Source organism: Candidatus Reidiella endopervernicosa, assembly GCF_013343005.1.
GTDB lineage: Bacteria > Pseudomonadota > Gammaproteobacteria.
Genome location: NZ_CP054491.1, coordinates 2,851,410 through 2,866,439 on the forward strand (window position 1 = coordinate 2,851,410; position 15,030 = coordinate 2,866,439).

Sequence of the window (15,030 nt, forward strand, 5' to 3'; positions counted from 1 at the left end):
CCCGAGTGACCATGGACAAGACCTACAATCCCCAACAGATCGAACAGCGCTGGTACCAGAGCTGGGAAGAGAACGGCTACTTCGCACCAAACGGCGGCAGCAGTGGTTCAGCATATAGCGTCATGATCCCACCACCGAATGTCACCGGCAGCCTGCACATGGGCCACGGCTTTAACAATACGGTGATGGACACCCTGATTCGCTACCACCGCATGAAGGGTGATAACACCCTCTGGCAGCCGGGCTCAGACCACGCCGGTATCGCCACGCAGATGGTGGTTGAACGCCAGCTCGCCGCCGAGGGCAAGACGCGTCACGATCTGGGTCGTGATGCCTTCATCGACCGTATCTGGGAGTGGAAGGAGGAGTCAGGCGGCAACATCACCCGCCAGCTGCGTCGTCTTGGTTCATCGCTCGACTGGCAACATGAGCGCTTCACCATGGACGACGGCCTCTCCGATGCCGTTAAAGAGGTCTTTGTACGCCTGCACGAAGAGGGACTGATCTACCGTGGCAAACGCCTGGTCAACTGGGATCCCAAACTGCACACCGCCGTCTCCGACCTTGAGGTACTCAACGAGGAGGAGAACGGCCACATGTGGCACATGCGCTATCCGCTCTCCAACGGTACAGGCCACCTTGTTGTCTCCACCACGCGCCCCGAGACGATGCTCGGTGACTGCGCGGTGGCGGTCAATCCAGAGGATGAGCGCTATAAACATATGATCGGTGAGAAGGTTGAGCTGCCGCTGACCGGACGCCTGATTCCGATCGTTGCCGACGAACACGCCGATCCCGAGTTCGGCACTGGCTGTGTAAAGATCACCCCAGCCCACGACTTCAACGACTACGCCGTCTGGCAGCGTCATCGTGATGAGACGGGCATCTCCGATCAGATTCACGGTGGCCTGATCAACATCTTCACCATCGATGCCGCTGTGCGCGAGAATGACGAGGGTGAAGGTGAGCTGATCCCAGCCAAATACATCGGTCTGGATCGCTACGAGGCACGCAAGCAGATCGTATCCGATCTCGATGCAGCGGGTCTGCTGGATAAGATCGTCGACCACAAACTGATGGTGCCTCGCGGTGATCGCTCCGGCGCGGTCATCGAACCGTTCCTCACCGATCAGTGGTACGTCAAGGTCGAGCCGCTGGCCAAACCTGCTATCGAGGCAGTCGAAACGGGCAAGATCAAGTTCGTACCGGAGAATTGGAAGAACACCTACTACGACTGGATGCATAACATTCAGGACTGGTGCATCAGCCGCCAGATCTGGTGGGGCCATCGCATTCCCGCCTGGTACGACGATAACGAGAATATCTACGTTGGTCGTAGCGAAGAAGAGGTGCGCGAGAAACACAACCTCGCAGCCGACTACCCACTACGTCAGGATGAGGATGTACTCGACACCTGGTTCAGCTCTGCGCTGTGGCCCTTCTCCACCCTCGGCTGGCCCGAGGATAGCGAAAGGCTGAAGGCGTTCTATCCCACCAGCGTACTGGTCACCGGCTTTGACATCATCTTCTTCTGGGTCGCCCGCATGATCATGATGGGCCTAAAGTTTATGGACGGCGATGTACCTTTCCAGGAGGTCTACGTACACGGTCTGGTGCGCGATTCACAGGGCAACAAAATGTCGAAGTCGAAGGGCAACGTACTCGACCCGATCGATCTGATCGATGGCATTGAGCTTGATGCACTGGTAGCGAAACGCACCGCCAACATGATGCAGCCGGAGCTGGCAAAGAAGATCGAGAAACAGACCCGCAAGGAGTTCCCCGATGGCATCCCCGCCTTCGGTACCGATGCACTACGTTTCACCTTCGCATCACTCGCTTCCACCGGCCGCGACATCAACTTCGACCTCGGTCGTATCGAGGGCTATCGCAACTTCTGCAACAAGCTCTGGAACGCCACCAACTATGTGTTGATGCAGACCGAAGATAAAAACGATAACAACTCCGACGAGTTTGAATTAGCGCCCGCTGATCGCTGGATCATCTCTCGGCTTCAGCGTGTAGAGCAGACGGTCAACAGCGCCATCGATGGCTACCGTTTCGACCGTGCCGCCAGTGCCATCTACGAATTCACCTGGGATGAGTACTGCGCCTGGTATCTGGAGCTCTCCAAGCCGGTTCTTTATGGGGATGAGAGCTCAGAGGCACAGCAGCGCGGCACACGACAGACCCTGCTACGCGTTCTGGAGACAATCCTGCGCTTGCTACACCCGATCACCCCCTATATCACCGAAGAGATCTGGCAGAAGATCGCACCGCTTGCAGGCATTACCGGTGAAACGATCATGCTGCAGCCCTACCCTCAGGCTGATGAAGCACTCATCGATGGCACCGCTGAAGCGGAGATGGCATGGGTGATGGATTTCATCGTTGGTGTGCGCAAGATCCGCTCCGGCATGAATATTCCACCGAGCAAACCACTCACGGTCATGCTTCAGAACGGTTCCGAACAGGACCGTGGCTACCTGGAGGCCAACGAACGCTTCCTGGCCAACCTCGCCAAGACCGAGTCGATCACCTGGCTCAACGAGGGCGACGAAGCCCCTGAGTCCTCGACCTCACTGGTCGGCGAGATGAAGCTACTGGTCCCAATGGCTGGCCTGATCGACAAGGATGAAGAGTTGGCTCGCCTCGGCAAAGAGATCGAGAAGCTAGAGAAAGAGGTACAACGCACCGAGGGTAAACTCAATAATGAGAAGTTCATCGGCAAGGCACCCGAAGCGGTAGTACAGAAGGAGCGCGACAAACTGGCCGATGCCAGGGCATCACTTGAATCGCTTATCGAACAGCGGTCCAAAATCGAAAAACTGTAGGAAACTCTTTTAATGAATATGAATCAGCATCCGCAACTGATCCAGTTCGCTACAAACAGGGATGTCAGATGAGAAGAGTGATCACCGTTCACGGGATGAAGCGGAGCGGTAATCACGCCATCATCAACTGGTTAAGACAGCAAGAGAAGAGTTGCTTCTTCAACGACATCATTATGATAAAACCGATCTTGCTGGGGCAAAAGGAGATTCCTCCATCACAGCCATTTACAAGCTGGCTCAGCGACAACCATTACAAAAAATCTCCTCTCAGCAATCTCGCCAAGAAAATAAAATCGAGAAACCGTTCTCTCTACGTCAGCCTGGAGGATCACGAGTTAAGCATCAGGCCCTTTAAAGACATTCCCATCGAGCACATCAATATTCTTATTATTCGAGATGCCACCAATCACTTGGCAAGCAGATTAAAATCGTCTTTGAGCAACAATTACCCCATTTACCCTGCTGAAGCGGGACCGCAAATGGATAGAGTTATCGCCACATGGAAGAGTCATGCACGCGAATTTCTGGGGGAAACAAACCAGCTAAACAATAAAGTTTGTATCTATTATGCCGGGGAGTCGCTATTTTGCGAAAGTTTGTTTTGGGCATCCAAGCCCAAGCAAACAGCAAAAACTTAACGCGACCGTTTATGCCTTCGGCGCCCCGACCGTCCTGCGTACGTTGCGTAATCACCTCTTCGCGGCTCTACACAACTCCCTCAGTGACTCTACGCCGACATAAAGCCGCTGCTGCATCTTCTTCGTCGTCCGCTCGCGCTCTCAACTACGAACATGCAGACGGCGTCGACTATCGGGGACTAACCGCCCTCACTTCGCTCTCCATGGCGGTCAGCGATCGCTGGTTTAGTAGTCAAACCTATCGAAAACGAATCAGCAAACAACTCGATCTTGAATTTTCAGACCGTGGGTTTTCCAGAGTATCCAATGATGGAGGCGGGAGCTCTTTCGATGGCAGAAAATACGATGGCAACAACCAGATGATGGATGTTCTCAATCGCAAGCATCACCTATCACCTGAACATCAGCAGCTGCTCGAAGATATATTTGATGATGAATTGACGGCTCTCAACGAAAAGCTCTCAGCAACCGTCACGCGGCAACTCAACGATTAGTAAACGTCTGGTACCGCCTGGATACACACTAACCCTCGTTTGCTTCTCGCAGCCGCTCCAGGCGAGCTTGCTCCTCAGCAAAGGCGGCTTTAATCTCAAGCATCACCTCATCAACATCCGCCTCACGGGTATCCTCTTCAAAATAACCCGTTAGCTCCACTTCAGGAGTCAGATCACCCTCTTCATAGAGCGCCCAAATCTCCTTGGCGTAGCGACTTTCGGATAACACAGGGGCGAACTGTGCATAGTAGGTAGTAATGGCACTGACATCCCGCTCCAGCATCCACTCGGCGTGGTTATTAGCCGCCGCATCTACCGCCTGCGGCAGATCGATTATCACTGGGCCGTATTCGTCAACGAGCACATTAAATTCCGACAGATCGCCATGCACCAGGCCGGCACAGAGCATGCGGACCACGTAACGCATCATTATGTCGTGGTCCTCCAGCGCCTGCTCGGCAGACATTGAGACATCGTTCAGACGAGGTGCAACCTGACCCTCTTCATCGGTAATCAGCTCCATCAGTAGCACACCATCAAAACAGCCGTAGGGCTGAGGGACACGAACATCCGCATCTGCTAAGCGATAGAGGGCATCGACCTCAGCATTTTGCCAGACCTGCTCCTGCTCACCTCGACCAAATTTCGAGCCCTTCTCCATCGCACGAGCGCGTCGGCTGTTACGAACCTTACGTCCCTCCTGATACTGCACCGCCTGTTTGAAACTGCGCTTATCGGCCTCCTTGTAGACCTTGGCACAACGGACCTCAGAACCACAGGAGACGAGATAGACGGAGGCCTCCTTACCACTCATCAGTGGTCGGATAACCTTATCCACCAGACCATCATCGACCAGCGGCTGTATACGTTTGGGAGTTTTCATAGAATCAGAAAGGACAAAGCACTTTTAACAATCGTATGTGCATTTTAACACTCAAAGGACCAACTTGCCGATTTTAAACGGTTTTTTATCTCAAACATCGCAATGCAGTTCTATGATTACTGCCGTCAGAGATATAAACCAAATACAACCACACGGACTAAATTTACCCAGTTTGTAATCGGTGCTTACGAAGCGTAACGACAATTCATTGGGCAAAACAGCAGATAATGGGTAATAGCAATGGATGCCAACCAACAAGATCATCTATTCAATACCTCAAATGCACGGTGCGACACTACTTAATGTTGATCCCGGAGAGAATGCAACTCTCATGGGTAGAATCGGAAAAATCATGTCCCTTTCCACTGAAATCGTAGAACGACTTAATAATATTGGTAATGCAATATTGAACGATTTCTACACTGGGTGGACCCGGTAGAAATCACCTTTATTTATAATAATTTGAATGGCCAACGCAGTCGAATCGGCGTTCGGTTATGGAGTTCTTCATGCTGACGTTGTAGATGCTGCTAATTCAAATCCTACAGCCAGTAAATTCTGGAAAAACATGGCCAATATCGCGTTAATAATATCAATTTCAACTGGAGTTCAGCAGTTAGCCCCACCAATAACAAAGCTTCTTCCAGAAATAATTTTACGAGCAAGTAATTACATCCGGGAATAAAGATCAAACACCCAGCAGGCCAAACAAGAAGGGCGCGAAACAACACGCCTCCTCTTGAGGTGTCTTCATTCAACAACCCAATCAGGCACACCCCTCCAGCCCCCTGCCAAGCCCCTATGTTAAACTCTCCACATCACTTTCAACACGTAGAAACAAGGCATACCAATGGGCAATTCACTTCAGGACCAGCTACTCAAGGCGGGTGCGGTCAGCAAGAAAAAGGCACATCAGGCGACCAAGTCAAAGCAGAAGAAAACCAAGCTGAAACAGAAGCAGAAGGTTGAGGATGTTAACGATACCAAGATCGCCGCTGAGCGTGCACAGCGTGAAAAAGCGGAGCGTGATCGTCAGCTCAACCTTCAACGCAAGGCCGAGGCGGAACAGAAGGCTGTTACCGCTCAGATTCGCCAGCTAATTGAGAGCAACCGACTTGAGCTAGGCGAGGGTGAGATTGCCTATAGCTTTACCGATGAGAGCAAGATCAAGCAGCTCTACGTGAATGAGTCACAGCAGCGACAACTTGGTAAGGGGCGTCTCGCGATCATTAAGCTCGATGAACGTTTTGAACTGGTGCCAACACCCGTGGCAGAGAAGATCTCACTACGCGACAAGAGCTATATCATCCAGATCAATGAATCTCAGCCACAAGAGACTGACGAGGATGATCCCTATGCCGAGTTTGAAATCCCTGATGACCTGATGTGGTAGTTAACAATAAAGAGGCAGGCTAATGCCCGCCTCTTTATTGTTAACTGACTGAGTGCTACTTGGTCTTGATCCGTGTCCAGCCGGGATCGATCGGTGGTGGCACATCCTCTTCGCCGTACTCTGCCCCCATCTCGAAGGTTGGCATCTCATTCCAGTCGACCTCGCTCTTCTTCTCGCCCTCATTATTTTCACTGGAGAGCTGCATCCATGCGGAAGAGGCGGTGCGCGTTGCATGCCGACGCCTTCTGGCATTTGCTGCTGAACGCGCATCGACGTCTGCAGGCGCGGACTGTTCTGCAATACTCTTCGCCACAATCTCTGCCTTGAGTTTGGCATTCTCACGTTTGTACTGTTCGAACAACACACGCAGCTCTGCCATCTGGCTTGCGTTGCCTTCGCTCTCATCAGTCAGTTGACTACGCATCTGCTCCGATTCACTCTGAACAGAGGTGAGTTCGTTACTGAGCTGTGCCTTCTCGCCATGAAGCTGCTTGATTTTTAGCAGCGCGGTTTCAATTTCATGTTTGTGCTGCTCGCGTATCTCATCGAGTGCTCGCTGCTGCTCATCCAGCTCACGTTTCAACTCAGCCTCACGTTGCTCAGCCTCACTGAGTGTGATGGCATGCCGCTCACTCTCACGGCGTGCGTGATCAAGGGCTACCGTTAGCTGGCCAATCTCTGCCTCAAACTCAACACGAACGCGTTCATTCTCATTGCCTAGCTCGGCAATACGCGTTCTGAGTGAGACCACCTCTTCCTGTACGGCGGCCAGCTCTGCTTCAAACTGCTGCCGACTCAGTTCAACCTCATCTTTCTGCCTGGCGATGGTTGCCTCGAGGCTGGCTCGATCTTGCTCAAGTTGCTGTTGCCTGCTCTCCGCACCATTGGCACGCTCACGCATCTCACCAAGTTCAGACTCGAGACCGGTGATAACACTCTGCTGTTCGCTCTGCAGTTGCTCCATCTCTGTACGTTGCACTGCAAGTGCTGCTTCACTCTCACTCAACTGCAGCTGATGCTGCTCAAGCTCTTGCTGTAATTTGACGAGTTCATCAGAGTGGCTCGTTTTGAGCTGTTCAGCAGCACGTTCAGCCTCGACTGCTCGCGTCTTCGCAGCCTCAACACCCTCTTCGAGCTGTGACAGCGACTGACTCTGCTCACCCTTAACCGCATCAAGCGATGCTTCTCTATCGGCCAGTGCACTTTCAGCATCTGCCACACGTTCACGCGCCTGTTGTAGCTCATTCTGTAGCTTCTGCTCACTCTCAGCGTAGGAGCTCTTGAGAGACTCGATCGTGGCACTGTGTGCGTTGAGCTCCGATTCAGCCTGCCCACTACGCTGCTGCGCCTGTTCAATCTCACACTGCTGTGCCTCGAGCGCTTCGGTATGCTCACGCCTAAGCGACTCGAGCAGGGCATTCGCTCTTTCAAGATTTTCGTTCTGTTCGTTTGCACGCTGCTCAGCATCGCTGCGTTGCAAAGTCATATCGTCATGCAGGCGAGAAATTTGCTGCTCAAGAGTGCCCTGAGTCGTTTCTGCCGCAACGGCTCGCTGCAGTGCCTGCTCTAACTCACCCTTGATTTCACCTAGCTGCTGATTGAATGTCTCACCCTCCTCACCAGTACTCTGTTGCATCGTCTCCATCTGCTGGCGCAGTGCTGCCAATTCTGTCGCTACACGACGGTGAGCCTGCTTGCTCTCATCGGTCTGACGCAGCTGTTGAGTGAGTGCCGATTCGAGCTGGCTCTTGACGGTTGAGGCCTGCTGCTCTGCTTTCTTAACCTCATTCTGCAGTCGCAGGTTCTGCTTCTTCAGTAGTGTCAGTTCATCTTCACCACGTACCGCAGCGGTGGTCTTGACCGGTGAGGCAACGCCCTCGGTCGCTGCCGTTGGCGCGGCCTTCTTGCCACCCTGTTTCTCCAACGACTCCTCAATTGCCTGACGATGCATGACGAGCCCGCCCTGCAGGGCGTGCACATTCATTCCCATGCGGCGCATCAGGAAGGCAGCAGCAGCAGAGCGTTTGCCATCATCACAGACGACGATATATTTTCGGTCCGGATCGAAATGGCTCATCTCACGACGTAGCAGTGCGATCGGCATACTGCGCCCTACACCGTTCTGGTGATACTCCTCGGGTGTACGCACATCGAGCAGTACCGTACCGGTAGAGAGAAGCTCGTGTGCCTCTTTACCGTTGACCTGTGCTACCAGGAAGCTGGCGATCAGGCTGTTGAAATCACTCTTGTCGAGCTTTAACAGCACACCATCCTCAATCATGGTGACAGTAGCGTTACGACGACCCTGAGTGATCAGTGCCTCCTCCCCAAAACCCTCACCCGCTTTCAGTTCGCATAGCGTGGTCGCCTCACTATCACCCGGCATAACGCGACTGACCTGACAGCGCCCCTGCTTGATGATGTAGTAGAAGTCATCCTCTTCACCCTCCTTGAGCACTACATCACCGCTTGCCAGCGGCACCTCTTGCAGACGGGTTACCAGTGCCTGAATGCTCTGCGGCGGGAGATTGAGGAGTCCCTGGGTATAGAGCAACTGCGAAATCCAGTCGGCATCATCGGAGAAGTCGATCTCCTCAACCTCATAGCTACCCTCGTCATCACCCCAGTTAAGCGCCATATCAAGCAGATCACTATCGATGCTGAGCAGCTGAACATCTGTACGGGTATGCGCGGTAATTATCCGAGGACTCTCGGTATCAATGGGACTGTGCGCTGCCTGGTGATTCGACTTAAGCACCATCGTCGCGCCACTGCTGTTACTCAGCTTGAGCTCACCACTGAGCAGATAGAGGGTACGATTATCGACATCACCCTGTTTAAACACCTCACGATCTGCAAGCAATTCAATTACGCGTGACTTATCGGCAAGCTCCTGTAATCGATCGGCATTCAGCTCCCTAAGCAACTCTAGATGACGGAGCTGATTAATTTCAATTCTCTGATTTGATGCACTCATGGATTCCACCACCCTTTCCAACACCGCATGGAAAGCTAAATTTTCTGCGACACACAAACGGTCGCTCTCTGCTAAACAGTATAGTTTTTCGTGTCCTACGCCGTGGCGAACTGGTTCACATATCTTATCTATGCAGATCTGAACGCAAAGCCCGAAACAAACGTTTTTACATTTATATTACAAATAGTTACCAGCAAACCAATCAAGACCCACAACCACTCTTCCGCTGACCGCCATGGAGAGCGAAGTGAGGGCGGTTAGTCCCCGATAGTCGACGCCGTCTGTATATTCGTAGTTGAGAGCGCGAGCGAACGACGGAGAAGATGCAGCAGCGGCTTTATGTCGGCGTAGAGTCACTGAGGGAGTTGTGTAGAGCCGCGAAGAGGTGATTAGGCAACGTACGCAGGACGGTCGGGGCGCCGCAGGCATAAACGGTCGCGTGAAGTTTTTGCTGTTTGCTTGGGCTTGGATGCCCAAAACAAACTTTCGCAAAAATAGCGACTCCCCGGTCACCCTTGATCGGGCAGCAACCACCAAAGAACTCTCCGCACTCATCCATCGAACGTGGCATCGCCAGGTGGTAACCCTGTGCATAATCGACACCCAGTTCACGTAGCGCCTGCAGAATAGCCTCATCCTCTACAAATTCCGCGATGGTCTTGATTCCCATCGACTGGCCAACACGGTGTATCGCCTCCACCATCGCACGATCGACAGGATCGGTTGCCATGTCACGGACAAAGGAGCCATCAATCTTGAGAAAATCGACCTTGAGATTTTTCAGGTAGGCAAACGAGCTCAGACCACTGCCAAAGTCATCAAGTGCAAAGCGGCAGCCCAACTCATGAAGTGCGTTGATAAATCGCTCGGCCTGTTCAAGATTTGAGATCGCCGCCGTCTCTGTGATCTCAAAGATCAGGTCCTCGTGTGGCACCTTAGAGTTATTAATGGCATCAATGGTGTAGTCGAGCATCGCATCATCGCTAAGCGACGCACCGGATAGATTGATAGCACAGATATAGTCACCACATTTCAGACTGCTCTCAAGCTTGTAGTCGAGTGCGGTGCGGATCACCCACCGATCAATCATCGGCATCAGATTGTAGCGTTCAGCCGCCGGGATAAAGGCCATCGGCGGCACCAGATCGCCCCGCTCATCTTTGAGTCGAATCAGCGCCTCATAGTGGGGCTGTGCATCGCTCTCCGGATCGACCGGTACGATCGGCTGGTAATAGAGGCAGAAGCGATCCTCCTCCATAGCGCGCTTAATTCTAGAGACCCACTGCATCTCACCGTGACGCTGTGCCATCTCATGGTCATCGGGTTTATAGAGATGGACACGATTGCGCCCCAGATCCTTCGCTGCATAACAGGCAACATCGGCGGCACTCATCAGTTCAGAGACATTGATGTTCTCTGCAGTGACCGCCACTACGCCGATGCTCGCACCCACTTCGAAGGAGCGATCCTCCCAGACAAAGCGAAAATCGTTTATCACCCGTAACAGTCGCTCGGAGACTTCACTGGCCTCATCAATATCGCTATTGACCAGCAGCACACCGATCTCATCACCACCAAGGCGCGCCAACACATCGAGTTCACGCATCTGCTTGTCCAGCAGATGTGAAAGCTGGCGCAACAGTTCATCACCCGCCATATGACCACAGGTATCATTGACCACTTTGAACTGATCGAGATCGATGTAGCAGAGCGCATGCTCACCCTCCCCTTCATGCACACGTTCAAGTGCCGACTGGAGACGATCTTCAAATTCATTACGATTAAAGAGGCCGGTCAGCGCATCGTGAGAGGCCTGATAGGAGAGCTCCTTGGCGAGCCTGCGCGTGGGTGTAACATCCTTGAGCACCATGATGGCACCCACCACCTGATTCTCATGATCGCAAATCGGAGCAGCCGACTCCGACACGGGCAGCAACGTGCCATCGTGACGCATCAGAGAGCTTCCACTCTCCTGCATCACCACCTGCACCTCACTCATCGCCTGACTGATAGGATTGAGCATGCCCTCACCGCTATCCTCTTCAACCAGTCGAATCACCTCATCAACATGCCGACCGATCGCATCGTCACATTGCCAGCCTGTCAGTCGCTCAGCAACGGGATTGAAAAAATCGATTAAGCCCATCGCATCAGTAGCAACTACTGCCTCACTAATCGACTGCAGCGTAATCTCAACCCGCTCTTTCTCCTTGTAGAGCGCAGCCTCCGATTCAGTAATCCGAACCACAATATCTGCCAACTCATCCTTCTGCTGAGTAAGATTATCGAGAGAGCGATTAATAAACTTGGCCAGAAAACCGAACTCATCATCACGCTGTTGATCAAAACGCGCCGTGTTATCACCCGAAGAGATTTGGTCTGCGGTATCCACCATTTTGAAAAAGGGGGCTGTCAAGACACGCTGCAGAACCCACTGCAAGACAAAACCAAATAACATGAAGGCAACCCCCATCGAGAGCAGCAGCTGCTTGCGTTCCTGTGCGATCACCTGATCGAATGGCGTGAGATAGATCGTCACTTCGGATGCGAGGTGATAGAGGCCATGCTGACCGTGCAGAATAATGGGACGCGTCACCTGGGCCAACGTCACGTCAACGTTACCGCTCTGTAGCACCAGGCCATCGACATCTATCTTCACGCCCTGCAACGCCATACCGCCTTCAAGCTCAAACATTCGCTCGAACAGCAGATTAAGATTTGCCTGGGTAATCTCTTCCGGGGAGCCAAAATAATTCATTAACCGGGAGTCGCTATTTTTGCGAAAGTTTGTTTTGGGCATCCAAGCCCAAGCAAACAGCAAAAACTTAACGCGACCGTTTATGCCTACGGCGCCCCGACCGTCCTGCGTACGTTGCGTAATCACCTCTTCGCGGCTCTACACAACTCCCTCAGTGACTCTACGCCGACATAAAGCCGCTGCTGCATCTTCTTCGTCGTCCGCTCGCGCTCTCAACTACGAATAGGCAGACGGCGTCGACTATCGGGACTAACCGCCCTCACTTCGCTCTCCATGGCGGTCAGCGGTGGAAGGAGGTGCGATCGGCAAGGCTCTGGTAACGCGCTTCCAGTCGCTGTTCACTCTCCTGAAGTAGATAACCGGTAATCGCAAGGCCAACCACTACCAGACCCCAGAAGACGATACCGGTAATACGACCGGCTAAGGCAGGGCGCAATTTATCCTGTTTTGAAGACAACTCGCTCATTTAAAGCCCACATAACAGAGCAGCCACATCAATGGACAGACACCACTGAGCCCAGCGCCTAATACGGCAAAGCCAATAAACCAGCTTAGATACCAGAGCTGATCAGTGAACAGGATGGAGACCAGCAACACCAGACCGATCACCAGCCGCCAACCACGGGTTGCCTCGAAATCAATCACTCGTTCACGATGAACGGCTGGACAGACCATGCCACCGGCCACGGAGGTATGGGTAGCACCCGCAACTGTTCTTATAATGACTCGGTTTGCTATACCTTCAATGAGATTGATAGCCACCAGCAGATAGAGCAACTCATTCCACTCAAAATAGAGCCCCGCCAGAACGGCGACACCAAAAAAAGCATGTAGAAACGTTCTGCCATCACCATCTCCCGAGCACGCAGCAAACTCAATCGACACTCGAAATAAATTCACGGATATCTTTATTAGCAAAAACCGATATTCTTCAGTAATTTACGCATCCATACTAGGGATTCACCTGCACGACGGCAAGGATAAATAATTGCACTACTTAAGCTCACGAATACGCCGCTCGATCAGTTTACGAATCACACGGGAAACGGCGGCAAATCCGAAGCCAGCGGTAACGAAAGTGGCTGAGCCATAACCGTAGTTACAGTCGAGCGTAGCACCCTTCACACCCGGTTTGCGCTGACAGACCGATCCATCGGGCTTTGGATAGACCTGCTGCTCACTTGAGAAGACACACTCAACGCTGAAACGGCGTTTCGGATTATTGGTATAGCCGTAACGACTGCGTAGCGTCGAACGCACCTTGGCGGCCAGCGGATCATTATAGGTTTTACTCAGATCGGCGATCTCGATGGCGGTTGGATCACTTAATCCACCGGCGCCACCGGTGGTGATAATGGGAATTTTATTGCGCCGACAGTAGTTAATCATCGCCGCCTTATGGCTGATCGAATCGATGGCATCGATCACGTAGTCGTAATTTTGATCGAGGTAACGTTCGATAGTCGCCTCAACCAGCAGATCATCAATCGGGTGGCAGCGACACTCGGGGTTGATCGCCTTCACCCGTTCCGCCATCACCGCCACCTTGGAGCGTCCGACGGTGCTCTCCAGCGTGTGTAACTGACGGTTGCTATTACTGGCCGAGATATCATCGTGGTCAATCAGTGTAATCTCACCAATACCGCTACGCGCTAACGCCTCAACCGCCCACGAGCCAACACCACCGATACCGATCACGCAGATATGCGCCGCTTCCAGCCACGCCACCTCGCGTTCACCATAGAGACGGGCAATGCCGCCAAAGCGTTCCTGATAGACCTCCGTACTCATTCAACTCAAGATTCCATCAAACCACATCATTCGAAATCAGGCCTCTAAACAACGGCCGGACTTTGACCGGCTCAGCCTTGCCCTTCGCTTCAATCTCACGTTGATTACCAAACAGGTAGTCGGAACCGAGCACGTAGTACATATCGGTTGAGGCGAGGATCTCATTCAGCTCCGCATTATCACAGAGCCGTTTAGCGGTATTAACACTATCACCCAGCAGGTCGTAGCTCTTGCGCGCATTGCCCCCCATCACACCCTCAACAACTGGACCGGTGTGGATACCGGTACCCACACCGAGCCCATGTATTTCAAGCAGTGGTCGAACCGCCTCCAGCATCGCAATCGCTGCCTCTGCGGCTGCCTCAGGCGAGGAGAAGACCAACATGATTTCATCCGCTGTCAGCTTGACCTTGATCGCCTGGTACTTCACCCAGACCGGTTCTGCTGCTTCATAGTAGGCGTTCATCACCGCGACTACCTCTTCAGGAGACCGGGTTTCACTCCAGCGGGTAAAACCACGAATATCGGTAAACACCATCGAACGTTCGTGACGCTTGAGGCTCAGCACCTCCGGATTGTTCACCGCCTTGGAGAGTAAATCAGTACCGAGAAACCACTCCGAATATTCCCGCAGTTGCTGCGCGGTGCGCATCAGAACGTTGTGGTAGCGTTCCGTATTGATATTGGCAAAACCAAACACCATGCCCAGCAGCGGAATTACCATCACCACGAACTGGTGCGAGGCCGATGCCATAAACTCCCCATAGGAGCTGTAACCATCCTTGAGCACTTCAAGAATCATATAGAGCGCCAGAAAGATGCAGGTTCTGACCACGCTCTCGAGCATGATCATCGCATCGTGTAGCTCCTCATTTGCCGTACCGTCACGCACCTGTTGAGTAATACCGATAGCAATAGCAAAACCCCAGTAGGCGATATGGTGGGGGGACTCAAAGAACTCCATCCCCTCCAGCGACACTTCGAACAGGGTATAGATTGCGGGGGCGATCAGATTACCGACAAATTGCCGATTAAGCCCACGATGTAGCCAGCTGCCGTAGAACATCGCCTGGATAACAGCCGCTGAAATAATCACATAGGGATCGATCTCATAGAGGTAGCTGAGTGCATCATGCAGCAGCAGCTCCAGAATGATACTGGCCAGCGGGTAATGGAAGGTGTTGGTGAAGAACTCATGCACAATGTAGCGTGTGCGTGTCCCCTTCAGCCGCGCTGTGACATCTAAATCCATCTCTCTGAAA

Annotated in this window: 12 protein-coding genes; 5 read left to right on the forward strand and 7 right to left on the reverse strand. The window is 52.7% G+C overall.

What is annotated here, in order from left to right; translation table 11 throughout:
• The first annotated feature begins 11 nt into the window (after positions 1 to 11).
• The 3 genes from HUE57_RS15485 to HUE57_RS15495 all read left to right on the forward strand — a co-directional run bounded on the left by HUE57_RS15485 (position 12) and on the right by HUE57_RS15495 (position 3,966).
• Complete coding sequence (locus tag HUE57_RS15485) at positions 12 to 2,834, forward strand: valine--tRNA ligase (RefSeq protein WP_078483459.1); 2,823 nt, start codon at positions 12 to 14, stop codon at positions 2,832 to 2,834.
• 68 nt (positions 2,835 to 2,902) lie between these two features.
• Positions 2,903 to 3,472, forward strand: a complete 570-nt coding sequence (locus tag HUE57_RS15490) for a hypothetical protein (protein WP_174673492.1) — start codon at positions 2,903 to 2,905, stop codon at positions 3,470 to 3,472.
• Positions 3,421 to 3,966, forward strand: a complete 546-nt coding sequence (locus tag HUE57_RS15495; protein ID WP_174673493.1) for a hypothetical protein — start codon at positions 3,421 to 3,423, stop codon at positions 3,964 to 3,966. The genes HUE57_RS15490 and HUE57_RS15495 overlap by 52 nt, the downstream gene beginning before the upstream one ends.
• A 28-nt stretch (positions 3,967 to 3,994) precedes the next feature.
• Here the strand turns inward: HUE57_RS15495 and HUE57_RS15500 are convergent, their stop codons facing one another.
• Entirely contained in the window at positions 3,995 to 4,849 is an 855-nt protein-coding gene (locus HUE57_RS15500; protein ID WP_078483461.1) for a PA4780 family RIO1-like protein kinase, read from the reverse strand.
• Between the two features lie 850 nt (positions 4,850 to 5,699).
• Between HUE57_RS15500 and HUE57_RS15505 the strand changes: the two genes are divergently transcribed.
• Positions 5,700 to 6,242 carry a DUF2058 domain-containing protein gene (locus tag HUE57_RS15505; protein WP_078482803.1) on the forward strand — a complete coding sequence of 181 codons (543 nt, stop codon included), beginning with the start codon at positions 5,700 to 5,702 and terminating at the stop codon, positions 6,240 to 6,242.
• 55 nt (positions 6,243 to 6,297) lie between these two features.
• Here HUE57_RS15505 and HUE57_RS15510 read toward each other — a convergent pair whose 3' ends face one another.
• Positions 6,298 to 9,219: a cyclic nucleotide-binding domain-containing protein gene (locus tag HUE57_RS15510; RefSeq protein WP_078482802.1), complete on the reverse strand. Its 2,922-nt coding sequence runs from the start codon at positions 9,217 to 9,219 to the stop codon at positions 6,298 to 6,300.
• A gap of 337 nt (positions 9,220 to 9,556) precedes the next feature.
• Entirely contained in the window at positions 9,557 to 11,914 is a 2,358-nt protein-coding gene (locus HUE57_RS15515) for an EAL domain-containing protein (RefSeq protein ID WP_236860622.1), read from the reverse strand.
• A gap of 82 nt (positions 11,915 to 11,996) precedes the next feature.
• On the opposite strand from HUE57_RS15515, the gene HUE57_RS15520 reads away from it, so the two are divergent.
• Positions 11,997 to 12,203, forward strand: coding sequence for a hypothetical protein (locus tag HUE57_RS15520; protein WP_174672676.1), 207 nt, complete (start codon positions 11,997 to 11,999; stop codon positions 12,201 to 12,203).
• Between the two features lie 54 nt (positions 12,204 to 12,257).
• Here HUE57_RS15520 and HUE57_RS15525 read toward each other — a convergent pair whose 3' ends face one another.
• From HUE57_RS15525 to HUE57_RS15540, 4 genes are all read right to left on the reverse strand, one after another.
• The gene (locus HUE57_RS15525) at positions 12,258 to 12,413 is read right to left on the reverse strand and encodes a hypothetical protein (RefSeq protein ID WP_174673495.1); all 156 of its coding nucleotides are present in this window, start codon (positions 12,411 to 12,413) and stop codon (positions 12,258 to 12,260) included.
• A gap of 26 nt (positions 12,414 to 12,439) precedes the next feature.
• A complete protein-coding gene (locus HUE57_RS15530; RefSeq protein WP_135622009.1) occupies positions 12,440 to 12,877 on the reverse strand; it encodes a hypothetical protein in 438 nt (145 codons plus the stop codon).
• 93 nt (positions 12,878 to 12,970) lie between these two features.
• Positions 12,971 to 13,768 carry a tRNA cyclic N6-threonylcarbamoyladenosine(37) synthase TcdA gene (tcdA, locus tag HUE57_RS15535; RefSeq protein ID WP_078482799.1) on the reverse strand — a complete coding sequence of 266 codons (798 nt, stop codon included), beginning with the start codon at positions 13,766 to 13,768 and terminating at the stop codon, positions 12,971 to 12,973.
• Between the two features lie 16 nt (positions 13,769 to 13,784).
• Positions 13,785 to 15,020: an adenylate/guanylate cyclase domain-containing protein gene (locus HUE57_RS15540; RefSeq protein ID WP_078482798.1), complete on the reverse strand. Its 1,236-nt coding sequence runs from the start codon at positions 15,018 to 15,020 to the stop codon at positions 13,785 to 13,787.
• Positions 15,021 to 15,030 lie beyond the last annotated feature (10 nt).